Annotated in this window: 21 protein-coding genes; 11 read left to right on the top strand and 10 right to left on the bottom strand. The window is 58.9% G+C overall.

From position 1 onward, the window contains the following. The first annotated feature begins 26 nt into the window (after positions 1 to 26). From RCJ00_RS12285 to RCJ00_RS12255, 7 genes are all read left to right on the top strand, one after another. A complete protein-coding gene (locus tag RCJ00_RS12285; RefSeq protein WP_316222239.1) occupies positions 27 to 1,511 on the top strand; it encodes a S41 family peptidase in 1,485 nt (494 codons plus the stop codon). Between the two features lie 22 nt (positions 1,512 to 1,533). Continuing rightward, complete coding sequence (locus tag RCJ00_RS12280) at positions 1,534 to 2,067, top strand: helix-turn-helix domain-containing protein (protein WP_316222238.1); 534 nt, start codon at positions 1,534 to 1,536, stop codon at positions 2,065 to 2,067. A gap of 43 nt (positions 2,068 to 2,110) precedes the next feature. After that, complete coding sequence (locus RCJ00_RS12275; RefSeq protein ID WP_316222237.1) at positions 2,111 to 3,316, top strand: MFS transporter; 1,206 nt, start codon at positions 2,111 to 2,113, stop codon at positions 3,314 to 3,316. Positions 3,317 to 3,477: 161 nt separating this feature from the next. Next, positions 3,478 to 4,620 carry a flagellin gene (locus tag RCJ00_RS12270; RefSeq protein ID WP_316222236.1) on the top strand — a complete coding sequence of 381 codons (1,143 nt, stop codon included), beginning with the start codon at positions 3,478 to 3,480 and terminating at the stop codon, positions 4,618 to 4,620. A gap of 117 nt (positions 4,621 to 4,737) precedes the next feature. Next, positions 4,738 to 5,961, top strand: a complete 1,224-nt coding sequence (locus RCJ00_RS12265) for a divergent polysaccharide deacetylase family protein (RefSeq protein ID WP_316222235.1) — start codon at positions 4,738 to 4,740, stop codon at positions 5,959 to 5,961. Continuing rightward, the gene (locus RCJ00_RS12260) at positions 5,958 to 6,443 is read left to right on the top strand and encodes an RNA pyrophosphohydrolase (RefSeq protein ID WP_316222234.1); all 486 of its coding nucleotides are present in this window, start codon (positions 5,958 to 5,960) and stop codon (positions 6,441 to 6,443) included. The genes RCJ00_RS12265 and RCJ00_RS12260 overlap by 4 nt, the downstream gene beginning before the upstream one ends. A 128-nt stretch (positions 6,444 to 6,571) precedes the next feature. Beyond that, a complete protein-coding gene (locus RCJ00_RS12255) occupies positions 6,572 to 6,943 on the top strand; it encodes a DUF1428 domain-containing protein (RefSeq protein ID WP_316222233.1) in 372 nt (123 codons plus the stop codon). An 8-nt stretch (positions 6,944 to 6,951) separates the two neighbouring features. Here RCJ00_RS12255 and RCJ00_RS12250 read toward each other — a convergent pair whose 3' ends face one another. The 3 genes from RCJ00_RS12250 to RCJ00_RS12240 all read right to left on the bottom strand — a co-directional run bounded on the left by RCJ00_RS12250 (position 6,952) and on the right by RCJ00_RS12240 (position 10,940). Further along, the gene (locus tag RCJ00_RS12250) at positions 6,952 to 8,064 is read right to left on the bottom strand and encodes a glycoside hydrolase 5 family protein (protein WP_316222231.1); all 1,113 of its coding nucleotides are present in this window, start codon (positions 8,062 to 8,064) and stop codon (positions 6,952 to 6,954) included. Between the two features lie 346 nt (positions 8,065 to 8,410). After that, positions 8,411 to 9,868: a GH1 family beta-glucosidase gene (locus RCJ00_RS12245; protein WP_316222229.1), complete on the bottom strand. Its 1,458-nt coding sequence runs from the start codon at positions 9,866 to 9,868 to the stop codon at positions 8,411 to 8,413. A 19-nt stretch (positions 9,869 to 9,887) separates the two neighbouring features. Then, positions 9,888 to 10,940, bottom strand: a complete 1,053-nt coding sequence (locus RCJ00_RS12240) for a LacI family DNA-binding transcriptional regulator (RefSeq protein ID WP_316222227.1) — start codon at positions 10,938 to 10,940, stop codon at positions 9,888 to 9,890. Between the two features lie 500 nt (positions 10,941 to 11,440). Between RCJ00_RS12240 and RCJ00_RS12235 the strand changes: the two genes are divergently transcribed. Next, positions 11,441 to 14,287 carry a TonB-dependent receptor gene (locus tag RCJ00_RS12235; RefSeq protein WP_316222225.1) on the top strand — a complete coding sequence of 949 codons (2,847 nt, stop codon included), beginning with the start codon at positions 11,441 to 11,443 and terminating at the stop codon, positions 14,285 to 14,287. Between the two features lie 67 nt (positions 14,288 to 14,354). Here the strand turns inward: RCJ00_RS12235 and RCJ00_RS12230 are convergent, their stop codons facing one another. Then, positions 14,355 to 15,371: a cupin-like domain-containing protein gene (locus tag RCJ00_RS12230; protein ID WP_316222223.1), complete on the bottom strand. Its 1,017-nt coding sequence runs from the start codon at positions 15,369 to 15,371 to the stop codon at positions 14,355 to 14,357. A gap of 194 nt (positions 15,372 to 15,565) precedes the next feature. Here RCJ00_RS12230 and RCJ00_RS12225 point away from each other — a divergent pair, with 194 nt between their 5' ends. Next, positions 15,566 to 16,276: a SapC family protein gene (locus RCJ00_RS12225; RefSeq protein ID WP_316222221.1), complete on the top strand. Its 711-nt coding sequence runs from the start codon at positions 15,566 to 15,568 to the stop codon at positions 16,274 to 16,276. Beyond that, positions 16,276 to 17,802: a tryptophan halogenase family protein gene (locus RCJ00_RS12220; protein ID WP_316222220.1), complete on the top strand. Its 1,527-nt coding sequence runs from the start codon at positions 16,276 to 16,278 to the stop codon at positions 17,800 to 17,802. The genes RCJ00_RS12225 and RCJ00_RS12220 overlap by 1 nt, the downstream gene beginning before the upstream one ends. Here RCJ00_RS12220 and RCJ00_RS12215 read toward each other — a convergent pair. Genes RCJ00_RS12215 through RCJ00_RS12200 form a run of 4 tightly spaced genes read right to left on the bottom strand, consistent with a single transcriptional unit; the run spans position 17,774 to position 21,839 of the window. Next, positions 17,774 to 18,325, bottom strand: coding sequence for a nucleotidyltransferase family protein (locus RCJ00_RS12215; RefSeq protein ID WP_316222218.1), 552 nt, complete (start codon positions 18,323 to 18,325; stop codon positions 17,774 to 17,776). The genes RCJ00_RS12220 and RCJ00_RS12215 overlap by 29 nt on opposite strands. Then, positions 18,322 to 19,209, bottom strand: a complete 888-nt coding sequence (locus RCJ00_RS12210) for an XdhC family protein (RefSeq protein ID WP_316222217.1) — start codon at positions 19,207 to 19,209, stop codon at positions 18,322 to 18,324. Before RCJ00_RS12210 ends, RCJ00_RS12215 begins: the two co-directional genes overlap by 4 nt. Then, a complete protein-coding gene (locus RCJ00_RS12205; protein ID WP_316222216.1) occupies positions 19,206 to 21,362 on the bottom strand; it encodes a xanthine dehydrogenase family protein molybdopterin-binding subunit in 2,157 nt (718 codons plus the stop codon). The genes RCJ00_RS12210 and RCJ00_RS12205 overlap by 4 nt, the downstream gene beginning before the upstream one ends. Continuing rightward, entirely contained in the window at positions 21,363 to 21,839 is a 477-nt protein-coding gene (locus RCJ00_RS12200; protein ID WP_316222215.1) for a (2Fe-2S)-binding protein, read from the bottom strand. It abuts the gene before it with no gap. 147 nt (positions 21,840 to 21,986) lie between these two features. On the opposite strand from RCJ00_RS12200, the gene RCJ00_RS12195 reads away from it, so the two are divergent. After that, positions 21,987 to 23,591 (top strand): tryptophan halogenase family protein, encoded by a 1,605-nt coding sequence (locus tag RCJ00_RS12195; RefSeq protein ID WP_316222214.1) that lies wholly within the window; start codon positions 21,987 to 21,989, stop codon positions 23,589 to 23,591. 25 nt (positions 23,592 to 23,616) lie between these two features. Here RCJ00_RS12195 and RCJ00_RS12190 read toward each other — a convergent pair whose 3' ends face one another. Then, positions 23,617 to 24,633, bottom strand: coding sequence for a LacI family DNA-binding transcriptional regulator (locus RCJ00_RS12190; protein WP_316222212.1), 1,017 nt, complete (start codon positions 24,631 to 24,633; stop codon positions 23,617 to 23,619). Positions 24,634 to 24,733: 100 nt separating this feature from the next. Beyond that, positions 24,734 to 25,651, bottom strand: a complete 918-nt coding sequence (locus RCJ00_RS12185; protein WP_316222211.1) for a tyrosine recombinase XerC — start codon at positions 25,649 to 25,651, stop codon at positions 24,734 to 24,736. Between the last annotated feature and the right edge of the window lie 253 nt (positions 25,652 to 25,904).

Here is a 25,904-nt window from a genome sequence, read left to right as displayed (position 1 = left end):
TAAGTCGCTTTTCGTTCGAGGCCTTAATGAAGAATATGTATCTTGCCGGCATCGCCGCTGTCGCTCTGGGCATGGGCGCGGTCGCCTATGCCAGCCAGCCGGTGTTTTCGCCTCGTTCGGAAACTTACAAGCAATTGGAATTGTTCGGGAATGTCCTGGCCATTGTGCAACAGGACTATGTGGTTCCCGTCGATTCGAAGAAGCTGATCAATTCCGCGCTCCAGGGTATGCTGGCATCGCTCGATCCGCACTCAAACTATCTGTCGGATGACGACTACAACGACCTGAAGGAAAAGACGCGCGGCTCCTACGGCGGTATCGGCCTGGAAGTGTCCGGCGAAGACGGCGCGGTTAAGGTTGTGACGCCGATGGACGACACGCCCGCCATGCGCGCCGGCATCCAGTCGGGCGACTACATCACCGCCATCGATGGTACCTCCATCCTGGGCCTGCCGCTCAATGACGCGGTCGCCAAGATGAAGGGCGAGCCCAACACCAAGTTGACGGTCACCATCGTCCGCACGGGCAAGTCCGAGCCGTTCGACCTAACCCTGACGCGCGAAGTGATCGTCGTGAAGTCGGTCAAGACACGCATGGAAGGCGATTTCGGCTACCTGCGCATCGCCTCCTTCTCGGAAACCACCGCCAACGATACCAAGACGGCTTTGGCCGACCTGATGGCCAAGAACCCGAACATGAAGGGCCTCGTACTCGACCTGCGCAACAATCCCGGCGGTCTGCTGGAACAATCGGTCGGCGTCGCCGATCTGTTCCTCGACGGTGGCGAGATTGTCAGTCAGCGTGGCCGCAATCCCAACGACATCATCCGTTACCAGGCCAAGAAGGGCGACATGACGCATGGCATGCCCATCGTTGTGCTGACTAATCCGGGCACGGCTTCGGCGGCGGAAATCGTCGCCGGCGCGCTCCAGGATCAGCACCGCGCCGTCACGGTTGGTCTGACCAGCTTCGGCAAGGGCTCAGTCCAGAGCGTTATCGATCTGGGCCAGAACCGCGCGGTCAAGCTGACCACGGCGCGCTACTACACGCCGTCAGGCCGCTCCATCCAGAAAACCGGTATCGAGCCGGATCTGGAAGTGGCGCAATCCAAGGAACAGGCGAAATATATCGCGACCTCGGCCATGCAATATACCGAAGCCGCCTACGCCAATGCGCTCGACGCCGACGAAGGCAAGGTTCGCCGCTCGGCCCACGCCGTCCAGGAAGTCCCGCCGGACGATTTCGACACCAAGACCGGCGACTTCGAACTGACGCGCGCGCTTGACGTGCTGAAATACAATGGTGATGTCAAACTGGCGGCGGCGCACCCGCGCGGCGCCAAGTTGGCCGATTCTGACCTTGTCGACAAACCCGGCAGCAAGTTCGCTCAGACCAAGGCCGGCGCCACGACCGGTAAGGCTGCGGCGTCGTCATCGTCGTCGTCTTCCGCCAGCACATCGTCCAGCGCCTCATCCTCCAGCTCCGCCGCCTCGTCTTCATCGAAGAAGTAGGCGGCGTCTCTACGGACACGCCATGCCTCTCGCGTCTCCTTTGCGAAAACTGCGTTTGCTCAAAGGGCTCAAGCAAAGTCATCTGGCTGAGCTTATGGGCGTTACGCAAACGACGGTTTCGCGGTGGGAAAGCGGAGCGCTCGTCTTGCCGGACGACCAATGGGACAAGGCGCGCGCCCTTCTGGGCGCGCCTGAGCCAGCACAAGACGCCATCCTGAAACGTCTGGTCGAATCGTCGAATCTCAGCCAGCATCTGATCTGTGACCGGACGCACAACCTTTTGGCCGTTTCGCCGTCGCGTCAGGCGAAGTGGCGGGCGGAGCCAGGCGAATTGATTGGCAAGCCCCTGATCGTTTATGCCACACCAGAAATCCTGGCCGCCGAAGCCATGCTTGGCGATATTGGCTGGCACGACGGCGCGGTGGCGCGGCTCGAAGTCAATACCGGCCCTAACAGCGACCCGATCGTGCCCATTGTGTCCAGTCGCCTGATCTGGGAACGCCTTCTCTTATCTGACGGCACGCCGGCACGCCTGGTTACCACTCTGAACGCATAATTTATGCGTTGAACCGCAGACGGGCGCCGCCTATCCAGCGCCCATGCCTGCTTCATCGTACCCTTCATCTACAACGCCCACCGTCTGGCGGCATATCGGTCTATTATGGCTGGTCGGGGTTCTGGCCGCCGCGCAACTGGGCAAGTTCGCTGCCCTCTCCTCCGTCATCCGTACAGACTTATCCCTGAGCCTGGTCGGCACCGGCTGGCTGGTCTCGCTGATCGAAACCGGCGGCGCATCGCTCGGGCTCGTCGCGGGACTGCTTATCGGGCGCTGGGGAAGCCGGCGCGCCCTCATCGGTGGCCTGAGTCTGCTGACCGTTGCCGGTCTCGCCGAGGGATTATCGGCAACCGCTCTGCCCCTGTTCGCCTGTCGCATTATCGAAAGCGCCGGCTATCTGGCCATCGTGATCGCCGCCCCCAGCCTGATCGCGACCATAGCACGCCCAAAGGACCAAGCGGCCGCCTTGACCCTATGGAGTACCTTCGTACCTGTCGGATTTGCCATCGGTATGGGCCTGAGCGGAGCGGGCCTCCTGATCACCGGCTGGTCGAATATCCTGCTGGCGTGGGGCCTCATTGCCGCTATGGTCATGGCGGGATGCCTGCGAACCACATTACCCGAGGTCAGGACGCCCGGCTGCTTCGTAGTAGCGGGACGACCTGCCTGGCTTCTTAGCATTGGCTTCGGTTTCTACACACTCGTTTTCGTCGGCCTGCTCGCGCTACTGCCCGTCTATCTGAACGAACGGATCGGCCTTACACCCACCCTGGCCGCGACGGCGACTGGGATTGCGTCTGCAACCACCTTGGTCGGGGCCGCTGTCGCCGCAGTGGTGGTGCAGCGAGAAGCGGTTCTAGGGCGGTGGGTGGCGATGACGCTCGGTCTTTTGGTCCCGGCGGGCTTAAGCGGGCTGGTCTTTGGCGGGGGAGCGCCTTTGGCTACAATAGGCGCGATTTTTATCCTGTTCGCCATATCTGGCATACCCTCCAGCATCGTCTTTGCCCGCCTGCCCCGTATGACCGGTCGGGATGGCCAACCGCCGGCCGTTGCCGCCGCCAACGGCGTATTGACGCAGTTCGGCGCCGGAGGCTCGCTGATCGGCCCCCCTATTCTGGCCTTTGTCGTCGATCACTGGGGATGGCGCGCGCTCGCCACCGCGGTTCTGGCCGGCCTATGCGCGTGCCTTGTCATGACGATCTGGGCGGACAAACTCGCTCATTCCAATCGCGAACGGGCGCAAAGGTAAAGGCCAACTACAGTCAGATTTGAGACTGCTCAGGTCCTGACTGTTGTAAACGATCTGTTTACCTTCAATTAAGCCTAATACACTTATAAACTCTTTATAATGATACCGGTTTTTTGCTCCGCGTTTTTGGGAGATACACTCACTCAGGCTCGCGCGCACCCATGCTGTCTGTTGCAACAAATTCCGGCTCCGATTCCGCGCTGCAAGGGTTATCTGCGCTTAACCGGAAGATGGACACCACACGCGACCGCATAACGTCCGGCCTTAAGGTTCAGACCGCCCGTGACGATGGCGCGACCTTCGCGATAGCAACGCGGTTAAAAAGCGATCAGGCTTTGAGAATGACTGTGCAGAACAATTTATCACGCGCCCAGTCCATTCTTGATGTCGCCGAAAGCTCGGCTGAAAACATCGGCGACCTGTTAAACCAGATGCATGAGCGCGCGCTGATGCTCAATGATACATCTCTGTCTGCCGACGCGCAGCAGTCTGTCCGTAACGATCTCAACGCGCTCAACCACCAACTGGACCAAACCGCAAAGAACAGTCGCTTTGGCGGAATAAACCTCCTGGAATCCAGTGGGGCCGCCGGCAAATCCTGGGGGCGCCCCTATGCGGGCATTATTACCAACGGCACGTCCTACGCAAATTATGATGTCGGCAGCGGCGCCGGCAAAATGACGTTTTATCTTGAACTCCATAATGTCACGTCTGCCAATGTGAACATAAACTGGGGGGATGGCACCGCCTATGCCTACAGCTATAGTTCCGGCACGGCCCTGAATGACAACACGCCCATAGTGCACGACTATGAAAGCGGTCAAGGCAATCGGTCCATGACCTACGCCATAACTACCAATGGGCCAGGCGGCGCGGGTGGCACAAGCGGCTTTCATATTCCAGGGATCAACTACCAGCCGGAAGACACAACGAACATCACTGCCTATACGTCAGGCGACACCGTGTCGCTGACACATAAGCCAATGACGTCGAGCGACCTTGGCCTGGACTCCCTCGACAGCTTGGCCGCAAGCGACGTATTGACGGCCGTAGAAGCCGCACAGGCCTCGGTCAGCAGCGACACAGCGTCAATTGGCTCTCAACAAAACCGGGTCGACCGTATCGCGGCGGCAAACCTGAAACAGGCGGACGCCCTGGAAGCCGCTCACGGCCAATTGGTAGATTCCGATTTGACGGCCGAATCCGCGCATTGGCAAGCCGAACAGGTTCACCAGAAACTCATTCAACAGAGTCTGGCGATCGCCAACGCAGCGCCAAAGGCGCTTTTGCAGCTCTTCAACTAAGGACGGTGCACAGCGCCCCCTACCCCACGCATGGGCGATAAAATGATAAGCATTCGTTAGTCTTTATTAACCCTGTTCCGGCAAACTCCGCGAGGTAGCATTCGGAATTAACGGCTCATGTTCGCCAAGCCCAAGACATCGCCATCGGCCGACGCCCCCGCGCCCCGTCAACGGTCGGGCGTCAAGCTGGAGCCGCGCGTCTGGCTGGACAAGACGCTGGACATCTTCCGCAAGCCTTACGTCGCGCCGGTGTCGGCACTCGGCGTATTTGCCGTCGTCCTGGCGACCTTCCTGAACCTATCCGGCGATCCGAACGCCGCGTCCCCCAGCGCCCGCGTCAAGCTGGACAAGCTCAATCCGCCCACCGCAAATTCGCATGCCGCGCCCAACGAGAACCAGTCGGGCATGCAGGCCTTTACGCTCGACAGCCTCGGCATGTTCCAGGATGCGCCAAGCGATGGCTTCAACCTCAACGACCCCAATGCGCCACCGATCCAGGGTACGGCGGTCATTACGATGCCTGGCGATCCAGGTCAGCCGGCAGCCGGCACACCCAAGTTCACCACCTCACCGCTGACGCCGGCACCCATTGCTGGCCTATTCCAGAAAACGGACGGCGGTCCCCTGCCGATGATCGCGTCAAACGGCCAGACGCCGGCATCGGCTTACGCCCGGCCGTTTAAGAGCGACGGCCGCCCAATGGTCGCCCTCGTTGTTGGGGGCCTAGGCCTCAATCCAACCACGACCAAGGAGGCCATCACCAGCCTGCCGCCTCAGGTCACCCTATCCTTCGTGCCCTATGTCAGCAATCTGCAAAGCTGGATCGACTTGGCGCGCGCCGCCGGTCACGAGGTGATAATCGAAGTCCCGATGCAGCCGGTCAACTATCCGGACAACGATCCCGGTCCGCAGACACTCATGGCCAATGCCAAGACCGACGATCTGATCAGCCACCTGAACTGGGTCTTGACACGCGCCACCGGTTACTTCGCTGTATCCAATTATCAGGGCAGCGCCTTTTTCAAGGACAGGTCTGGGGTAGGCACCTTCATGGATAATCTGAAATCACGCGGGATCACTTTCGTCGACGATGGCCAAGCAAAGGGGCTCAATGGCGCCTGGGCCAGGGCATCGGCCGATCGTATCATCGACAGCCAAATCAATTCGACCGCCATCTATGCCCAACTGGCCGGCCTGGAATCGACGGCCAAGAGCCGCGGTCAGGCACTTGGCACCGGCTTTGCCTATCCGGTAACCCTGGCAGTGGCGCAAAAGTGGACGCAAGGGTTGGACGCAAAGGGCATTCAGCTAGCCCCGGCGTCTGCGGTCGCGCACCAATGACCAAGACTGAAACAGGTCCAGACGGATATCGTCCGAACGTGGGTATTGTCGTTTTCAATAGCGACGGGCGCGTATGGATCGGCCATCGCTACGGCGTGAGCGGTGACCACGCCTGGCAGTTTCCACAAGGCGGGGTGGACGAAGGCGAAGATCTGGAAGCGGCGGCATTACGGGAATTGTACGAAGAAACCGGCATCAAAACGGTGACACCCATGGGCCGAACCAAGGACTGGATTGTTTATGACTTTCCACCGGATGTGTTGGCCAACAAGAAAATCGGCCGCAATTTCAAGGGCCAGAAGCAGATATGGTTCGCCTATCGCTTCGCCGGCGACGAAAGCGAAATCGACCTTGAAGCCCATCATGAGCAAGAATTTTCGCGCTGGGAATGGTGCGATATAGAGCACGTTATCGACCGCGTCGTTCACTTCAAGCGTGATAGCTATCGCAAGGTCATAGACGAGTTCAGCGGGCTTATCTAACGTCAAAGGTCGGCTGGTTTGACACCTCACCGCCACGGCATTGTGTTCGATCACAGCACCGATCATGACGGTTTCTGACGCAATACCGGATCAAAATAACGTCGTTTTTCAAGCAAAGGAGCGACCCGATGGCATCCCTGTCCCCAGAAACCTATATCGACGGCTTCGTTATCCCGGTCCACAAGGACAAAAAGGACGCATACCTGAAAATGGCCAAGATGGCTGCCGAGATTTGGAAAGATCACGGCGCTCTGGAAATTATCGAAACCTGGGGCGACGATGTGCCTGAAGGCAAGGTGACCTCATTTCCCATGGCCGTGAAGGCTGAGCCAGGTGAAGTGGTCGTCTTTTCTTGGGTCATCTGGCCTTCGAAAGCCGCTCGCGACGCCGGCAATGAAAAAGTAATGGCCGATCCACGCATGCAGCACGACCCATCCGAAACAGTGTTCGACGGCAAGCGCTTGATCTTCGGTGGCTTTACGTTGCTGACTCAGGGCTAGGCGTAAACCTAATTGCCAATTGTCAATTGGCGAATGATATCGATTTCGTGCTGGCGATACGGCGTGCCGTCCTTGTGGAACAGGTCATGGAACCAGACGACCGGCTCCCGGTCCGTATAGGGATGTATGGCCGAGTCCCAAGGCAGCCGCGTTTGGGTCTTACCATCGACAAAGCCCCAGTTGTACATCGAGACCTTATGCGCTTTGGCGATCGGCAGATCGCCATCAATGGTCGATCCCGCACCGCGCGCCATATATTCTGTGCACAGTATCGGCCGCCCATACCCTTCCAGTTCAACGATGCGGCGCTCAAAATCCTCCGGCCAGCCGTAATTGTGAAAGCTTATGACATCCGATTGTTCGATCTGGATCCGCTGGATTGCACCGAGCGTTGCCAACCCCTTGGGCGACCAATCACCACCGTCGTAAACACCACTGGTCAGGGGTTGGGTCGGCTCCGCCGCGCGCGCCCACGCGAAGACCTGCGGTAAGAGCGCGGCGAGGTGTTGCCCCTTTGCGGTCTGGTGAATGGCGTCCGTCTCACCCTCATGCGGCTCGTTCCAAACGTCCCAGCCAAGGACCCGCGGGTCACTGCGATAGGCTCCGATCACACCCGTGACATAGGCTTGCAGTTTCGGGTAGCCCAAGGTGTTTTCCAGCCCCAGCTGTCCGGGACTCTGGACCCAACCTGAATTATGCAATCCCGGAACAGGTGCCCTTTGCGGCCCAAGATGGGGATTGGGATCCCAGCAGGAATCGAACAGAACGAACAGCACCTTGATATGGTGCGTGTCGGCAATCTTCAGAAAGGTATCGATGCGGGCCTTGTACCCAACGGGATCGGCGGTCCACAGCATGTCGTGTAAAAAGACACGCATCGTCGTCATGCCTGTCTGCTCGGCCAGTCCCAACTCCCAGTCGATCTGCTTCGCGTCGAACGTCTCCACCTGCCACATCTCAATTTGATTGATGGCACTGGCGGGAATATAGTTGCTGCCAACGCGCCAGCCCTGCTGAGCATACCAGCTATTTGCCTGCTGCACTATCCAGCGTTCTCTCGCCTCGCCCAGGGACGGCAGGGCAAAGCAGATCAAGGTAATGGCGAGGGCTAAAAATTTCATGGCGGTTTTCCATTTACACGACCCCATAGAGGCGCAAACTTCGGTGCACAACAACAAAAAAAAGCCCGTAAAGTCTGAGACTTCACGGGCGTAAGAACGTGCTCCGGGGTTGAGCCGAAACAGCCAGTTGGTGGAAGAATGGACCAAGCCTGTGCGAAAGAACAGATCTGGTGCCTTTCAGTACATGACCAAGGCCATGCGACGGATATCCCACAACGCGTTTTCCCGACGCGGCAGGACAAATGACTTAAAATATTTCGCAATTTGTCCGACCAATGTCAAGCATTTTGTCATCGATGTCATTTTCTTTTTGAAATCGATGACAACCCATCTGGTTCTTGGCTTTTTATGCGGTGCGATTCGTCTTGGCGACCTGGCCGTACCAGTGGCCTGAGTCCTTGATCGTCCGCTTTTGACCATTGGCGAAATCGACATAGGTCAGGCCGAAGCGCTGCGAATATCCGGCCGCCCACTCGAAATTGTCCATCAAACTCCAGGCGTGGTATCCACGCACCGGAACCCCGTCGTGAATGGCAAGTGACAAGGCGTCGAGATGACCTTTGTAGTAGGCAATGCGCTTGGTGTCGTGAATGGCGCCGCCAGCGTCCGGACCGATATTGTAGGCCGCGCCATTTTCGGTGATTTCGATCGGGCGGTTGCCCGTAACGGCCTGCATGCGCTTCAGGATGTCGTAGAAGCCTTGCGGATAGATGTCCCAGCCGAAATCGGTCTTGTCGTGGTCACCGAAGGCCCATTCGGTATCGGGCAGTAACAGCCCCGGCACGCCGGAGGGTTTTTGCGCATCCCAGACGCGCGTGCGCGAATAATAGTTGATGCCTATAAAGTCGAGGTCCGCCCGCATCAGGACGTCGTCGCCCGGCAGGACCCCCAGGATCTCGTTCTGGCGATCCGCTGGCAGTACGCCCTGCGGATAGGCGCCGGTGAGAACGGACTGGACGAACCACAGGTTCGACAGCTTGTCCATGAAAACGGCGGCAGCTTTGTCGGCATCCGAATCGGTGGAGGCGATCTGAGGCGATACATCGAAGACCGACCCGATCTGCAGCTTCGGATTGACGGCTTTCATGGCCTTGAACCCCATGCCATGAGCCAGGTTGACCGTGTGGGTCGCCTTGAAAAAGGCCTGAGGGTCCTTGCGCCCCGGCGCCCAAGCGCCCTGCCAGTAGCCGATTTGGGTAAAGGCCTTGGATTCGTTGAACAGCGACCAATCTCTAATCCGGTCACCCAGGGCGCGTGCCATGATGTCGGCATAGTCGGCGAAGCGCTTGGCTGTATCGCGGTTGGGCCATCCGCCCCGGTCTTCCAGGTCCTGCGGCAGATCCCAATGATACAGGGTTGGCAGCGGGCGGATACCGGCTTCCAGCAACGCATCCGTCAGGCGTGAATAATAGTCGATTCCCTTCGGATTAGCAGGGCCGGTGCCGTCCGCCTGTATGCGCGTCCAGGCAGTTGAAAACCGATAGGATTTGAGATTCATGGCCTTCAGCAGGGCCACATCTTCGGCATAGCGGTGATAGCTGTCGCAGGCGACATTACCCGTATCGCCGTTGAGAATCTTTCCCGGCGCCAGAACGAAGCGGTCCCAGATGGATTCGCCCTTGCCATCTTCGCGATAGGCGCCTTCGACCTGATAGGCCGCCGTAGCTGCGCCCCAGATGAAACCGTCCGGGAAGGTGCCTTCGACGAATTTGCCGGCGGGCTTCGCCTTGGCGCTCGCGGCGCCGGGCAACAGGCTGGCGCCGCCAAGGGCCAGGGCGGAGGAAAGGAGGTCTCTGCGATTCATGAGCGTTTCCTGTGTAGTGTTAAGCTTTACCCCGCGCCTGACGCTGAGGTTTATCCAATGCCGGGGCTAATGTGGTCTCGCGCTCGATGATTTCGTGCGCAATGATATGTCGAATCTGCCGGTCGCTGGCGATCAGCGTATCAGATTCGGTGTTGAAAATCTGGATGCTGCGGCGGGCCATTTCCAGATAGGGCTGACGTACCGTCGTCAGGGTCGGCCAGACAGAGGACGAGATCGGCGCGTCGTCGAATCCGACGATGGCGATGTCCTCAGGTAGGCGCAACTGCATCTTGTGCGCCACCGAGCAGGCGGCGGCGGCCATTTCGTCATTGCAGGCGAAGATGGCGGTCGGCCGATCCTTGAGACCAAGCAGCCGCTCCGCCGCTTCAAAGCCGGATTTAAACAGGAAATTGCCATGCTCGACATAATGGGCCGGTGGACGCGGCAAGCCGGCTGCGTCGAAAGCTTCGTAAAAACCATTGCGACGCAGGATCGAGGCCGCATGGTCCGGGTGGCCACCGATATGGGCGATTTTGCGGTGGCCAAGTTGGAACAGATATTCGACGACGTCGCGCGCGGCCAGCCGGTCATCCATGGCGACCGACGGATAATGGCTGTCTGGCGTAGACGGCGAGATCAACACGCAGTGGATGCCACGGGATTTTAGAAAGGACTTGAGCGGGCCGAAATCGCACAGGGTGGGCAGAAGGACCATGTCCTTGATCTCGGCATCGGTAATGAAGCGGTCGAGATAGGCCTGCCAGTCAGGCATGCCCGCTTCATAAAGTTCGACAGCGAGATATTTTCCCGATTCCATGCATGCGGTCAGCATGGCGTGATGAAAGCGGCCCTGGTAGCCGCTGGTCGGGTCTTCGAGCAGAAAGCCCACAGAGGTGCGCGCGCCCAGCCGTAGCTGCCGGGCCTGAGTATTGGGACGGTAATCGAGCCGACTCATGGCGTCGAGCACCTTTTCACGAGTGCCGGCTTTTACGGCACTGTCGTCGTTCAGCACGCGCGAAACGGTCTTTGCCGAAACGCCGGCCAAAGCGGCCACATCGTAAATGGTTGCCATAAAGTCTAAGTACCCCGGTAATCGTGACGGCATATTTCGCCGCGTCTCTCCATGTGATGCAAGCGTGTCACACGTAAACACACAAGTCTGGATATTTGTCGCCCTTTAATGACATCGATGACAAAATACTTGACATAAATTGGACAGTTTGCAAATGCTCGATTGCCTAAAAGTAACAAGCTCGTTGCTTTAAGGCAGTGAAAGCAGGCTTGTCGTGCCAATTTTCATTTATATATCAATAACATAACAAAAATGTCCTTTTCAAAGCAAAACAATGTCTTTTAAGCCATTGCAACCGAAAGGGTCAAACAAAACAGTCCGGGAGGGCGCTGGAAGGATTGATGCCCGATTTATGTCGGGCCCCAAGAGCGCATCCAATTTGCGTAACCATACAAAAACTCAACATAAGTTTTAGGGACGAAAGACACATGTCATCGAGAATTATTGGGAAGAGACTCCTTAAGGGAGCCATCGGCGCGGCGCTGATGACGGGCGTTAGCATGACAGCGCTGTCAACCGCCGCCTATGCCCAGGCTGAGTCAGGCCCGGCGACCGCCGCCCCGGCCGACAACGCCACAGAGGTGGTTGTGGTGGGCATCCGTCGCTCGCTGCGGTCATCGCAGGATATCAAAAAAAGCACGCAGGGCATGGTCGACGCCATCACGGCGGAAGACATCGGCAAATTTCCCGATACCAACCTCGCCGAAGCGATTCAGCGCATTCCCGGCGTCACTATTGACCGGTCGAACAACGAAGGCTCGCGCGTTACGGTTCGCGGCTTTGGCCCGGAATATAACCTGGTGACCCTGAATGGCCGCTCCATGCCATCTTCGGTCGGCGGTGGCATGAGCGCGACGCGTTCGTTCGACTTCGCCAATCTCTCGGCTGACGGCATTGCCGGCATGGCCGTCTACAAGACCGGCCGCGCCGATGTGCCGTCCGGCGGCATCGGCTCCACGATCGACGTGACCACCGCCCGTCCATTCAATTACAAGGGCATGACCGCTCAGATGTCGGTCAAGGCCATCGACGATACCTCCACCGACAAGGGCGTGACGCCCGAAATTTCCGGACTCTTCTCCAACACCTTTGCTGACGGCAAGGTCGGCTTCTTGATCAACGGCTCCTATTCCGAACGCAACAGCCGTCTGGAAAATGCCAGCATCGGCGGATGGCTGCAAAATCAGTCGCTCGGCACCGCCGTCGTCACGAACAACAACAAGAATCCCTACGGCAACTACTGGGCGCCGCAGTCGGAAGCCTGGGGCTTTGACGATCACGAGCGTACGCGCCTGAACGGTCAGGCTGTACTGCAATTCCGTCCGACCGACTCCCTGACCGCGACGGTGGATTACACCTACGCGCTCTATAAGGATCACGCCGTATCACATACCTCCGGCGCCTGGTTCGGCTACGGCGGCGACCTGCATTCGATGACGATCAACGAACACGGCACCGCGGTCAATATCAACGACACCGGTTCGGACCTGTCCTATTCGGTCTTCGACAACCACGTGAAGAATGAGCTGAAATCGACCGGTGTGAACCTGAAGTGGGATGCCACGGACACCCTGGCGGTGGAGTTCGACGCCCACCATTCGACGGCGGATTCCGGCGGCGACGGCGCCAAGGGCAACAACATGTTCATGATCGTCGGGCAAAACCCCGGCATCGCCATCGACAAGATCTTCACGGTCACCGACACGGACATCCCGACCACGACCTGGACCTATCAGGCACCGACGACGGTGTCCAATATCGGCACCAACACCATCCTGCCTCTGTTCGGTCAGGCGAATAACAACACCTTCATCAATACGATCGACGAGGTGCGCGCCGACGCCGTATGGCGCAACGCCAATGGTGACAGCGGGTTGAAGAGCATCAAGCTGGGCGCCGACTACAAGGTGTTCAAGACCCGCGCCCGGTCTTACAATTCGGGCAATTTCGCCTATGGCTACTACAACCCGGCTGATCTGGGCCTGATGAAGGCATCGACCTTCACCAAGGTCGACACCTGCTCCCTGCTGCAGGACTTCTCGGGCGGTGGCTGCGACATCCAGATCCCATACATCTATACTTTCGATCTGGCTCAGGGCGTCGCCGACGTTCAGTCAAAATATCCGCACACCTTCGCCTTCCCGACCACTCCGACATCGGACCACAAGATCCGCGAAGAAACCAAGGCGATCTATCTTGTCGCCAACTTCGACACGGACTTCAACGGCATGCGCTTCCGCGCCCTGGCCGGTCTGCGCTACGAACAAACCGACGTGACGGCCAACTCTTTGGAACAGCGCCCGGTATCGGTGGAATGGGTCAACCCGACCGAATTCTTCACCCGCTTCGCCGCCGACCCGTCGTTCTCGGACATCAAGAAGTCGTATAACGAATTCCTGCCGAGCCTCGACACCAGCCTGCAAATCACCGACAAGCTGCTGGGCCGTGCGTCCTATTCGAAGACGATCACGCGTTCAGACCTGTTGTCCATGGTCGGCACGACGTCAGTGTCCACCACGCCAAAGCCCGGCGCCCGGACCGCGACCGCCGGCAACCCCGGCCTGCTGCCTTACGAGTCCAACAATGTCGACTTCTCGCTGGAATATTACTACACTCGCGACAGCTACGTGTCGGTCAACTACTTCGCCAAGCAGGTTGATAACTTCCTGACGCAGACGACCGTCAAGGGACCGATCGCCGGCCTCACCGATCCGGCGGCCGGTGCTCTGGCCCAACAGGCTACGGCGGCGCTCGTCGCCGCCAACCAGCCGACCACGGCCGCGAACATCTTCGCCAAGATGCAGCAGCTCAGCGGCCAGTCGACCTTCACCGGCCAGCCCGGCGATCCGCTGATCACCTGGGATATCACGACGCCGTCAAATGCCAACGCCGTAGAAATCCATGGTTGGGAATTCGCCGTCCAGCACATCTTCGCCGATACCGGCTTCGGTGTGCAGGCCAACCTGTCCATCCCGACAGGTGGCGCGAAGTTCGACAACCAGAAGATCGGGTCTCAGTTTGCCCTGCCCGGCCTGTCGAAGTCGTACAACCTGGTCGCCTTCTATGAAAAGAACGGCTGGCAGGCGCGCGCGGCCTTCACCCACCGCGGCGAATTCCTGCTCGCCACCAGCCAGGGCCAGTCGTCCAACGAACCGCAATATGTCGAAGCCTACGATCAGCTTGACGTATCGGCCAGCTACGACATCAACCCGCACCTGAACATCTTCTTCGACGGCATCAATGTCACGGGCTCTTCGCAGCGCTTGCACGGCCGTTACTCGGAGCAGTTCCTAAATGCCTATGAAGGCGCTGCCCGTTACCAACTGGGTGTTCGCTACAAATTCTAATCGGGAAACCACACACAACTGGAAAAGGCCGTCCGAAAGGGCGGCCTTTTTTAATGAATAGAAATGATCAGCGCAGGCTGCGCGCCAGATAGGTCCTGACATAGGCCGCGACTTCCAGCGTCAGTCCGCCATAGGCGCCACGAACCGCTTCCGGCAGATGCGCCAACGGATCGCCGTCCACCCCAAAAATCAGGTGATCGAACACCGCCTTCCAGGCATCGCGCTGGTGCGGCGGCAAATCCTTTAGACTAAGCAGGGCGTGTAGCAGCGTATGCATCGGCGGGGCGAAATAGTCCGGCGCATCCAGCCACCAATAATTGACAAGTACCCCCAGCGGCGACAACGATTCCACGCCATGCCACCACAGGCTAGGAATATATAGGGCGTCGCCAGGCTCGAGTTCAGCCACCAGAGCCACCTTTTGCGCTTCGACGTAGCGTGGGAATTTTTCGAGATCGGGCGCGCGCGTGTCAACCAGGCTGATGATCTGGCCGGCGGGCGTCATATCGGGCGGACCGATATAGAGGTTTTTCATCTGGTCGATCGGAAACAGGGTGAACCGCCGGGCACCTCCGACCACGCAGGCGATGTTTTCCGGGTTATCGTAATGTGGCGCGATGCACGTCCGATTGCCGATCCAGATGGACTCAATCGGCGATGCCGCCGGTATGAAGGACGCAATAGAGTTTTCTTTCGCGAAATCCGGAATATAGGTCGAAACAGATAGCGAGCCGGCATATTTCGATGCAGGATTCTCAGCGTTCAGATTGGCTTTCAGCCAGTCGAGGAGATCGCTCAGCGGCGCGCGGCTCGATTTGAAATTGAAGCCGGTGATATCGTCATTGTAGGCGAAACGGCCATTGATTTCCGGACCGCCCTCAAACAAGGGCGCTGGCACGCCGTTGTAAAATCCACCGACATAATCAATCAGCGCCGTATCGGATTGGCGGGCTTTTTGCACCGCTGGCCAGTCCGCGACCAGGCCTTTCATAATGACCGGCCGGGCCTTCGGTTTGATGTCGTTCAGGAAGACCTCACGGTCGACATTTTTCCGAATTTCGACCGATGTGATCGCTTCTGCCACGCGCCCGCTCCGCTGTCTGATTATATTGCAATATATATAGGAAAATCAAAATGATACAATCAGGTCGGCGCTATGAAAAAACTGGCCAATTATGCCTATTTCGTGCGTATTTTTCTGGCCTCATACGGCGTGCGTGATATAGGTTTTCAAGGCGTCGGCAGGACGCATATCCATACGCGTTTACAGGCAGAAAAATGGTCAACCAGGTCCCCTTGAGTCACGAAGTCCATTCGGGTTTGCGCATCATGACGCACCCTTCGGCGCGCTTCGGCAGCCAGGTTGGTTTCGTCGGCGTCATCCCGCGCGAATATACCCGTCTGGTCGCCCACTACCCGATTTTCTTCCGCAAGAATGCCGAAAATGGCCGCTTTGAGCCCGGTGTTCTCCTCGGTTTCAACAGCAGCGAAAACCTGTTTCTGGTCGATGAACGCTGGGATGCCGCCTATGCGCCGCTGCACATCCAGCGCCAGCCCTTCCTGATCGCACAGGCAGGCGAAAACCATGTCGTCACCCTCGATATCGACAGCCCGCGCGTCCAACGGGAGCAAGGTGAGTTGATGTTTCACGACGATGGCCGCGCCACCGACTACCTGCAACAAATTACCACTGTGCTGACTGACTTGGCCGAGGGAACGCGCCCGGCGTATGACTACGCGGCAAAGCTCGCCGAATACGACCTGATCGAATCCATTCGCATCGATGTGCAGTTCGTCGATCATTCTGAAGTCAAGCTGGAAGGGCTATACGCGGTCAGCGCCGAAAAGCTTCAGGCCTTGGCCGGTGAAAAACTGGTCGAATTGCGCGACCTGGGCTATCTGACCTGGGCCTATTATCAGCTCGCCTCGATGAGCCATATTGCCGGCCTGGTCGCCCGCAAGAACCGCCTGATCAGCGGGCTTAAGTAATGTCGCAGACGCGCTCGGTTGTTATCGTCGGTGGCGGGACGGCGGGATGGCTAACGGCCGGGCTGATCGCCGCCAATCACAAAGGGCATCTGTCCGTCACCCTTGTCGAATCGCCGAACGTCAAGATTATCGGGGTGGGTGAAGGCACCTGGCCGACTATTCGCAATACGTTGAAAAAAATAGGAATTTCGGAAACCGACTTTCTAAGGGCCTGCGATGGGACGTTCAAGCAGGCGTCGAAATTCGTCAACTGGACCACCGGCGACGATCATTATTATCACCCCTTCATGCTACCCAAGGCTTACGACCAGATCAACCTGGCGCCCTATTGGCAGGCGCAACCGAATGGCCTGAGTTTTGCCGATGCCGTATCCTATCAACCGGCGGCCTGCGCGCAGGATCTGGCGCCCAAGACCGTGACCGTACCGGAATTCGGCGCCATCACCAACTACGCCTATCATCTCGACGCGGGAAAGTTCGCGCCCTTCCTGCAAAAACATTGCGTGGAAAATCTGGGCGTTAGACACGTCCTCGCCGATGTGACCCAGATAGAAAATGATGAGGATGGCTATATCGCGCGTCTACTAATCGACGGGGGCGAGGCGATTGCCGGCGACCTGTTCATCGACTGCACGGGCTTTCTTTCGCTGCTGATCGGAAAACACTATGGTGCCGAATTCACCTCATGTGCCGATCAGTTGTTCATCGACACGGCCCTGGCCATTCAGGTGCCCTATGAACACGAAGACGCACCCATTGCCTCCGTTACCAAATCAACGGCGCAGCGTGCGGGCTGGATATGGGACATTGGTCTGACCCGCCGGCGCGGCATCGGTCACGTCTATTCCAGCCGCTTCCTTTCGGACGACGAGGCGTTGGCCGATCTGAAAGCCTATATCGGCCCGTCGGGTGCCCACCTGACGTTCGATGAGGTGCGCAAAATTCCGATACGGTCGGGCCATCGCCAAACACCCTGGGTAAAAAACTGTGTCGCGGTCGGTCTGTCATCCGGTTTTGTCGAGCCGCTGGAAGCGTCCTCCATTGTCATGGCGGAACTGTCGGCGCAGATGATCGCCGACCAGATGCCGGTTAATCGCACCGCCATGGCGGTGGTCGAAAAGCGCTTCAATGCCACCCTGAACTATCGCTGGGCACGCATCATTGACTTCCTGAAGCTGCACTACGTCTTGAGCCAGCGTGAAGAGCCCTTCTGGGTCGCCAACCGAGACCCTTCCACAATACCGGAAAGTCTGAAAGATTTATTGTCTCTGTGGAGGTATCATTTTCCCTGGCATGACGATCTCGACCGCCGTGACGAAATATTCCCGACAGCCAGCTTCCAATATGTCTATTACGGCATGGGCGGGCGTACCGATCCGGGCGCGTTCCCAAAGACACCAGACTGGCCCACAGCCATCGGCCATTTTCAGGAGGTGGCGCGCGCGCGTCAGGCCGTCACCGGACAGCTTCCGACAAATCGGACTCTATTGAATAAAATTAGTCAGTTCGGCTTGCAAAAAGTGTGAGATCGACGGGCGTATCGATGTCGTCGTGGATGCCGGGACCGGCGGGAACCTGTCGTACTCTGTACTGCCCCGAACGGATAATGGCGCGCGCACCGACATCCCCCGACAGGCTTTTCAGTGCGTCGAAACAGGCGGCACGGAACAGAACTGGATGGCCTGTCTGACCGTCATGGACAGGCACGACAATGTCGGCATCGGCCAAGGCCTCCGCCATGATTCGGTATAGATCGACGTCGATGCGAGGCATATCACCGAGGACGATAAATACGCCATCCACATCTGTCAGTGCCGCGACACCCAAGGCCAGAGACGCACCCATGCCATCTTCCGGTCGCGGATTGACGATGGTGCCGGGGCCCTCTTCGGTCCGTGTCACCACAACGACCTGCGCAAAGTCCAGCGTATCTAGGCCGTCCAGGACGTGCCGCAGGACCGGTTTACCGTTCAGGTCGGCGGCCAGTTTGTTCCCGCCAAAACGCCGCGACAGCCCTGCCGCCAGCACAACCGCCGCAAGACGCGTCATGATGTCGCCCAAGATATCGGATGGCGCCAATGCTGCACAACCTGCGCCATGATGGCCAGGGCGATTTCGGGCGGCGATCCGGCGGAAATATCGAGGCCGACGGGTCCATGAATGCGCTTAACGGCCTCGGCCCCAACCCCCATGTCGGACAGGGCAGACAACCGTTTGGCGTGCGCCTTGCGACTACCCAAGGCGCCAATAAAAAACGCCGGCGACTCAAGGCCTTTCACGAGAATGGGCGGCTCAAAATCGTGATCGTGAAAAACGAGCACAAGTGCACAGTACGCGTCCAGTGTCGCGTCGAATGCCTCCGGACCAGGCAATGGGTGTCCCGTGACGAACGTTTGATCGGGCGTATAGATGATCAGTTCGATTTCAAGCGCGGGCGCCAATTGCGCCATGGCCGCCAGAATCGGTCCCCGACCGACAGCGACGATGCGGCAGGCGGGAGGATAGCGCCGGGTGTACGCAGGTTCGCCGGGGGCGGCGATGACCATGGCCGAGGGCTGGCGGGCGTCGCGGCAGGCGATGATGTGGCGCACTTCGGCATCGGTGATGGAAACGTCGAAATAGACCAACAGCCCTGAACCGCACGGCAAGGTAATGTCCTTGAAGCGCGACCCTTCGCCATAGAGTTCGGTGCGGTTTTCCCCAAGAGCGATGGCTTCGATGGCGTCAAGAACCAGCGCCCCCTCCGCGCAGCCACCCGTAATCAACCCGCACGATTCACCGTTTTCGGCCACGGCCAACTGGCTGCCGATCGGGCGCGGCGAGTGGCCGGTGGTACTGATCAAGGTCAGCAGGGCGGTGCGCAGCCCCGCTTCGCGCCATCGCATCAGCGCGGGCAGGACGAAATCGGCATAGACGGGTGGCGACAGGATCACGCGACGCGGCGACCCGCCGCGATATCTTCCGGCAGTACAGGCAGCTTGCGGATACGTATGCCGGTTGCCGCGAAAATGGCGTTGGCGACGGCCGGCAGTATCGGTGGCAGGGCGGGTTCACCCAACCCGGTCGGCGGAAAATCACTGGCGAGGAAGTGGGCATCGATCAGCGGCGCTTTCGGCATGCGCATCATCGGAATATCCTGGAAGTTTACCTGGACGGCGCGCCCTTTTTCAAAGGTCATGCCGGCTTCCATCGAACCGATCCCGTCCATGATCGAGCCCTCGACCTGATTGTACGCACCGGTCGGGTTGATGATGTGAGAGCCGACATCGCCGACCGCCCAGACCTTGACAACACGCCATTGGCCATCGTCGGCGATACGGACATGGGCGACCTCCGCGAAGTAGCCGCGATGGCTGAAATAGGTGGCGACTCCCATGCCCTCGCCCTTGGGCAAGGTAGCCTGTCCCCATTTGGCGCGCTCAGCGACGGCCGCCAGAACGCGGCGCATGCGGCCCGGATTATAGTCGGCCTTGTCGCCTGCATGGGCATCGAGTTGCGCCAGACGGAAGGCCACTGGGTCCTGGCCTGCCGCGTGGGCGATTTCGTCCCAAAAGCTTTCGTGGACGAAGGCGATGGCGTTTGATGTAGGCGCCCTGAGATAGCCCGTCGGCACGGTGGATGGGATAAGGGATTGCGTCAGGCGAAAGTTCGGCGTGACCATTGGCGCGAAGGCATTGCCTTCTATGCTCGCGCCCTGGGCGACCTTGCCGTCGCGCGCGAACGTCACGCTGTGGCAATCATAAACGGATAAGCGTCCATCCCCATCAATACCGGCGCGAAGCTGATGATAGCATCCCGGCCTGAAGTAATCGTAGGCAATGTCATCTTCGCGCGACCAGACCAGTTTGATGGGCGCTCCGGCCTTTTGCGCGATGGCCGCCGCTTCGGCCATGTAGTCGTTTTCCAGCCGTCTGCCAAATCCGCCACCACTGCGACGCATATGGACCACGACCTTCTCGGGGCCAATGCCGAGGGTGCGGGCGACCAATTCGCCACCGCTATTCGGATTTTGGGTCGGCGCCCAGATCTCAGCGCCGTCCGCCGTGACGCGGGCGGTGCAGTTCTGCGGCTCCATCGGGACGTGGGCCAGAAACGGCACCTCATAGAAGGCCGATATGGTTTTGGCTGCGCTGGCCAGGGCGCCATCGGCATCGCCATGGCTCTGCTTGACCTCACCCGGCCCCTTCACCAGATCTTTCGCCTGTTCCAGGTAAATGAGGCTGTCGTGCGGCGCGCCTGCGGCCTCATCCCATACGGGCTTAAGCCGCTCCCGGGCAGTCTGGGCGTACCACCAACTATTGGCTACGATGGCAATGCCATCCTGAAGACCATGCCAATCCGTGCCTTTCAGAATGAAGGCATCCTTGACGCCATGCGCCGCCTTGACGGCGGTCAGGTCGCACGAGATCAGGCGCGCACCATAGACCGGTGATTTGACATAGACCGCGTACAGCATGCCAGGCAAGGTCATGTCGATACCGAAAATGGGTTCACCCCGGACGATCTTGGGGCTGTCATAGCCGGCCTTTGACTGCCCGATCAGTTTGAACGCCTTCGGATCTTTCAGCGGCAGGTCGTCCAATTTCGGCGGGTTGATTTTGGCGGCATCCGCGGCCAGCGCACCATAGGTGAAGCGCTTTCCCGACGGTGTATGGATGACCTGGCCTTCAGCCGTTGAAAAGGCATCGTGCGGTGCCCCCACCTTCTGGGCCGCCGCCGCGATCAACATCCAGCGCGCGGCCGCACCGACCTGGCGCATCGGAAGCCAGTTCATCGTCGTGGTCATGCTGCCGCCGGCGAATTGCGCGCCATAGCGTTTGGGATCGGAAGCGGCCGTCTCAATACGGAGGGATGACCAGGGAAGGTCCATTTCCTCTGCTATGAGCATGGGCAGCATAGTCTTGGCACCCTGGCCGATTTCAGGGTTCTTGGCCATTACAGTTACCACGCCGTCCGGGGCGACGATGACATAGTCAGTCAGTGTAACGGCCGTTGCGGCGGCATCCGCACGGACACCGAAGCCGAGCATCAACCCGCCGCCAACCGCGGCGCCCGCCTGGAGAAACAGTCTGCGCGACGTGTCCATCTATGCCTCCCGCCGATCGTCAGCCGATTGACCAGATGCCGTCTTGATGGCGGCGCGGATACGTTTGTAAGTGGCGCAGCGGCACAGATTGCCCTCCATGGCGTCATCTATGGCAGTATCGTCAGGCTTGGATGTGCGGGCCAGCAGGGCGGCGGCGGTCATGATCTGACCGGCTTGGCAATAACCGCATTGCATGACGTCGAGGTCCAGCCAGGCAGCCTGCAAGGCCTTGCCTTGCGGCGACGCGCCGACACCTTCGATCGTGGTGATTTTCGCGTCCAGGACCGTCCCGACGGGCGTTACGCACGCGCGTGTCGCTTCGCCGTCAACGTGAACCGTGCAGGCGCCGCATTGCGCCACGCCGCAGCCAAACTTGGTGCCCTTGAGGTCGAGGACATCGCGCAAGGCCCACAGAAGGGGCATGTCCTCAGGCACGTCCAACTGGCGCGGCTTTCCGTTGATATTCAGCGTCAGCATGCCTTCCTCCATTTTGGGGGAGGTTACCCCCGCCAAGGGTCATGAGCAAGCGGATTGATGCACATGGACAGGCGTTGAAAAGACATATAAAACTGACAGCATATGATAATTTCCCGCCTGAACGGGAAGAATGGGAAGCCGCCAATAATGACCAAGATCGCGTCCGAACCCGCTTCGTCACAACACCGCGATGTGCTTATCGTTGGCGGCGGGGCCGCGGGCTGGATGACGGCGGCCTACCTGGCCAAGCATTTGGGCACGGACCGTAACGGCGGGCCAAAGATCACCGTCATGGAATCGCCCGATATCGGCATCATCGGCGTCGGCGAAGGCACGTTTCCGACCATACGCAACATCCTGCGCACGCTCGGCATAGACGAAGCCGACTTCATGCGTGAAAGCCATGCGACCTTCAAACAGGGCATTCGCTTTGACGACTGGGAAGTAACGCCGAAGGATGGGCGGCACAGCCACTATTTCCACCCCTTCGAACAACCCTACTGGTCGAAGGAAGAGCTAAACCTCCTGCCGTACTGGTTGTTGCAGGACAAGGACAAGCGGTTGCCCTTCGCCGAGGCGGTGACGTTTCAAAAAAAGGTCGCGGACTCGAAACTGGCGCCCAAGCGCATCCATCAAGGCAATTATCAGGGACCGCTGAACTACGCCTATCATTTTGACGCCCATCGCTTTGCCGGTGTGCTGGCGAAATACGCCAAGGACCTGGGGGTTCATCACCTCAGCGGCAATCTTGACGGCGTCACGCTGGACGCCGACGGCGCCATCGCCCACATCACGGCAAAAGAGCATGGCGATCTGAAGGCCGACCTCTATATCGACTGTACCGGTTTCCGGTCGGAAATCCTTGGCAAGGCCATGGGGGTGCCGTTCAAGTCGATCAAGGACACCTTGTTCACCGATCGTGCGGTCGCCATTCAGGTCCCTTACGAAAAGCCAGACGCCCCTCTGGAAAGCTATACGATTTCGACGGCCCACGAAGCCGGCTGGACTTGGGACATCGCTCTTAGCACGCGACGGGGCATAGGCTATGTCTATTCCTCTGACCATACAGATGACGATCGCGCCGAAGAAGTCCTGCGCGCCTATGTCGGCCCCATGGCGGAAGGCATCGAAGCGCGCTGCATCAGTTTCAACGCCGGTTACCGAACTCAGCACTGGGTCAAAAACTGCATCGGCGTCGGACTGTCAGCCGGCTTCCTGGAACCTTTGGAATCCACAGGCATGGTGCTGATCGAATCGGCGGTGAACAAGATTGTCGAATTCTTCCCCTTCCGCGGCCCGCTCGACGCCTCGGCGCACATTTTCAACGAGGCGATGACCAAGCGATACGAGACCATCATTGGTTTCATCAAGCTGCACTATTGCCTGACCAAGCGCGAAGAGCCTTTCTGGCGCGACAATACCCGGCCGGACTCTATTCCGCCGCATCTGCGCGACCTTTTGGCCCTTTGGAAATTTCGCCCGCCCTCGCGTTTCGATTTTACGCTCGACAACGAAAGCTTCGCCTTCTTCAGCTACCAATACATTTTGTACGGCATGAATTTCGAGACGGATTACGAGGCGGCACGCGGCTCTCTGCAACACACCGACCTGGCCAACCACCTGTTTGCGCGTATCGTTCAATTCGGTGACCAGGCATCGAAAGATCTGGTATCACACCGCCAATTGATCAACGCCGTCTACAAGGGCGGTTTCGTCGAGCGGCCCAATACGCCGATGGCTGTCGCGCGCTGAGCCCTCAGGGTTCAGCAAAAAAGCCTCACAACGGAAGCGTCGTCGTTTCGCGAACCACAAGCTGATGCGAGATGATGTGGCGAATCTGGCGGTCACTGGCGGTCAAGGTATCGCCGGCGGCAGCCAGTATCTGTACGCTGCGGCGGGCCATTTCGAGATAGGGTTGACGCACCGTCGTCAGTGCGGGCCAAACCGCCGATGAGATCGGCGCGTCGTCGAATCCGACGACGGCAATATCTTCCGGGATACGCAAACCACTCTTATGCGCCACCGAACAGGTGGCCGCAGCCATTTCGTCATTACAGGCGAAGATGGCGGTCGGCCGGTCAGGCAAAGCCAGTAGCCGCTCTGCCGCTTCGAAGCCGGATTTGAACGAAAAATAGCCGTGTTCCATATAGGACGCCGGTGGTCGCGGCAGGCCGGCGGCATCGAACGCTTCGTAAAACCCGTTTCGGCGCAGGATCGAGGCGGCGTGATCCGGATGACCGGCAATGTGAGCAATTTTGCGATGGCCCAGGCTGAACAGATATTCAACCACGTCGCGCGCGGCCAGCCGGTCATCCATGGCCACCGAAGCATAATGGCTGTCCGGCGTGGACGGCGAGATCAACACGCAATTTATATTTCTGTCTTTCAGGAAGGATTTGAGCGGGCCGAAATCGCACAGGGTCGGCAGGAGGATCATATCCTTGATCTGGGCATCGCTGATGAAGCGATCCAGGTTCGCCTGCCAGTCCGGCATACCGGCTTCATACAGCTCAACCGCCAGATATCTGCGCGACTCCATGCAGGCCGACAGCATGGCGTGATGAAAGCGCCCCTGATAACCACTGGTCGGATCTTCGAGCAGAAATCCAATCGAGGCCTGGCTGCCGAGCCGCAAAGACCGGGCCTGCGCATTGGGACGGTAGTCAAGCTGGCTCATGGCCGCTTGCACTTTTTCGCGCGTCGACACCTTGACGGCGTTATCGTCGTTGACCACGCGCGAAACGGTTTTCGCTGAAACGCCGGCCAGTTTGGCCACATCGTAGATGGTTGACATGAGAAGCTAAAAAACCCCCGGAATTTGCAGAACTTTAGACCTGCGGGTGCCGGGACGCAAGCGCGTGGCATGACCTATTTATGACGCCGTGATCTGACCCTCACCCCTTTGGATGCGCCTGGGCATAGGCCGACAGCAGGCGTTCCGTATCGACCTGGGTGTATTTCTGTGTGGTCGACAGGGAGACGTGGCCGAGCAATTCCTGGATCGACCGCAGATCAGCGCCAGAGCCGAGAAGATGGGTCGCGAACGAATGGCGCAAGGCGTGCGGCGTGGCGCGGTCAGACAGGCCCAGCCGTGAGCGCAGATGCTGTAAGCTGGCCTGGACGTGTCGGGGGCTAAGCTCTCCGCCGCGCTTGGCGCGGAACAGCTTATCGTGCGGCGCCAGGGTGAAGGGTTGCTGGCGCCGGTATGACTCAATCGCCTCGCGGACGGCGGCCAGAACCGGCAGGGCGCGCATTTTATTGCCCTTGCCGACGACGCGCAGCGTTTCACCCAGCGGCGTATCCTTGACCGTCAGGGACAGGGCCTCGGAAATCCGCAGACCCAGGCCGTAAAGCAGCATGTAGACGGCTTCGTCGCGCGCATTCTCCCAATCGTCGCGATCGGAATCCATCCGCGTTTCGTTGAGCAAGCCGAAGGCCTGATCAGGATTAAGGGGGCGCGGCAGGGTGGCTTTGAGGCGTGGCCCGCGCATCAGGGCAACCTGGGCATTGGGCCGATCGAAATGCAGGTCGAGAAAGCTGTGAAACGATTTGATGGCGGACAGGTGCTGCGCCAGGGAACGTGCGGACAAGGGATGTTCCTTGCCACGCAGATGCGCCATCCAGCCACGTATATCGCCCGCTGAGACGGCCACTACGTCATCAAGCGTCAGGTCGCCTGAGACAGTCTTGCTCAAATGATCGAAATAATAGCGCAGCGCGTGGGCATAGGCGTCCAGGGTACGCGGCGAACACCGCTTCTGATCCTTGAGCCATGAGACCCAGGCGATCTGAGCATCAAATAGGGATATCATATGAGCATATGCCCCCCTGCGCCGGGGCGGCCTCCCTCTCCGTCCTTATGCGTGGTAAGGAGTGGTGAGAGGGCTTTCTCCTGGCCCAACCTAAGGGGGGCGTCGGAAAGGGAAGCCTCATAGGCGCAGAGGAGCATCCTCAGATGAGGTATATAACAACACATGTGGACAAATTTAAGGTGTAACCGTAAGGAATTCTTTACCCGACAAGCGAGGTTCGGAAAAAGAGCGGTAAACACCTTTTGATCTATCA

The organism is Asticcacaulis aquihabitans (assembly GCF_032490435.1).
GTDB lineage: Bacteria > Pseudomonadota > Alphaproteobacteria > Caulobacterales > Caulobacteraceae > Asticcacaulis.
The sequence above is the reverse complement of the archived record's forward strand: the minus strand, read 5'-3'. Positions and strand labels throughout refer to the sequence as shown.

Excerpts from the sequence above, each read along its gene's own strand:
- RCJ00_RS12285 (WP_316222239.1), top strand. The coding sequence starts at position 27 with ATGAAGAATATGTATCTTGCCGGCATCGCCGCTGTCGCTCTGGGCATG.
- RCJ00_RS12280 (WP_316222238.1), top strand. The coding sequence starts at position 1,534 with ATGCCTCTCGCGTCTCCTTTGCGAAAACTGCGTTTGCTCAAAGGGCTC.
- RCJ00_RS12275 (WP_316222237.1), top strand. The coding sequence starts at position 2,111 with ATGCCTGCTTCATCGTACCCTTCATCTACAACGCCCACCGTCTGGCGG.
- RCJ00_RS12270 (WP_316222236.1), top strand. The coding sequence starts at position 3,478 with ATGCTGTCTGTTGCAACAAATTCCGGCTCCGATTCCGCGCTGCAAGGG.
- RCJ00_RS12265 (WP_316222235.1), top strand. The coding sequence starts at position 4,738 with ATGTTCGCCAAGCCCAAGACATCGCCATCGGCCGACGCCCCCGCGCCC.
- RCJ00_RS12260 (WP_316222234.1), top strand. The coding sequence starts at position 5,958 with ATGACCAAGACTGAAACAGGTCCAGACGGATATCGTCCGAACGTGGGT.
- RCJ00_RS12255 (WP_316222233.1), top strand. The coding sequence starts at position 6,572 with ATGGCATCCCTGTCCCCAGAAACCTATATCGACGGCTTCGTTATCCCG.
- RCJ00_RS12250 (WP_316222231.1), bottom strand. The coding sequence starts at position 8,064 with ATGAAATTTTTAGCCCTCGCCATTACCTTGATCTGCTTTGCCCTGCCG.
- RCJ00_RS12245 (WP_316222229.1), bottom strand. The coding sequence starts at position 9,868 with ATGAATCGCAGAGACCTCCTTTCCTCCGCCCTGGCCCTTGGCGGCGCC.
- RCJ00_RS12240 (WP_316222227.1), bottom strand. The coding sequence starts at position 10,940 with ATGGCAACCATTTACGATGTGGCCGCTTTGGCCGGCGTTTCGGCAAAG.
- RCJ00_RS12235 (WP_316222225.1), top strand. The coding sequence starts at position 11,441 with ATGACAGCGCTGTCAACCGCCGCCTATGCCCAGGCTGAGTCAGGCCCG.
- RCJ00_RS12225 (WP_316222221.1), top strand. The coding sequence starts at position 15,566 with ATGGTCAACCAGGTCCCCTTGAGTCACGAAGTCCATTCGGGTTTGCGC.
- RCJ00_RS12220 (WP_316222220.1), top strand. The coding sequence starts at position 16,276 with ATGTCGCAGACGCGCTCGGTTGTTATCGTCGGTGGCGGGACGGCGGGA.
- RCJ00_RS12215 (WP_316222218.1), bottom strand. The coding sequence starts at position 18,325 with ATGACGCGTCTTGCGGCGGTTGTGCTGGCGGCAGGGCTGTCGCGGCGT.
- RCJ00_RS12205 (WP_316222216.1), bottom strand. The coding sequence starts at position 21,362 with ATGGACACGTCGCGCAGACTGTTTCTCCAGGCGGGCGCCGCGGTTGGC.
- RCJ00_RS12200 (WP_316222215.1), bottom strand. The coding sequence starts at position 21,839 with ATGCTGACGCTGAATATCAACGGAAAGCCGCGCCAGTTGGACGTGCCT.
- RCJ00_RS12195 (WP_316222214.1), top strand. The coding sequence starts at position 21,987 with ATGACCAAGATCGCGTCCGAACCCGCTTCGTCACAACACCGCGATGTG.
- RCJ00_RS12190 (WP_316222212.1), bottom strand. The coding sequence starts at position 24,633 with ATGTCAACCATCTACGATGTGGCCAAACTGGCCGGCGTTTCAGCGAAA.
- RCJ00_RS12185 (WP_316222211.1), bottom strand. The coding sequence starts at position 25,651 with ATGATATCCCTATTTGATGCTCAGATCGCCTGGGTCTCATGGCTCAAG.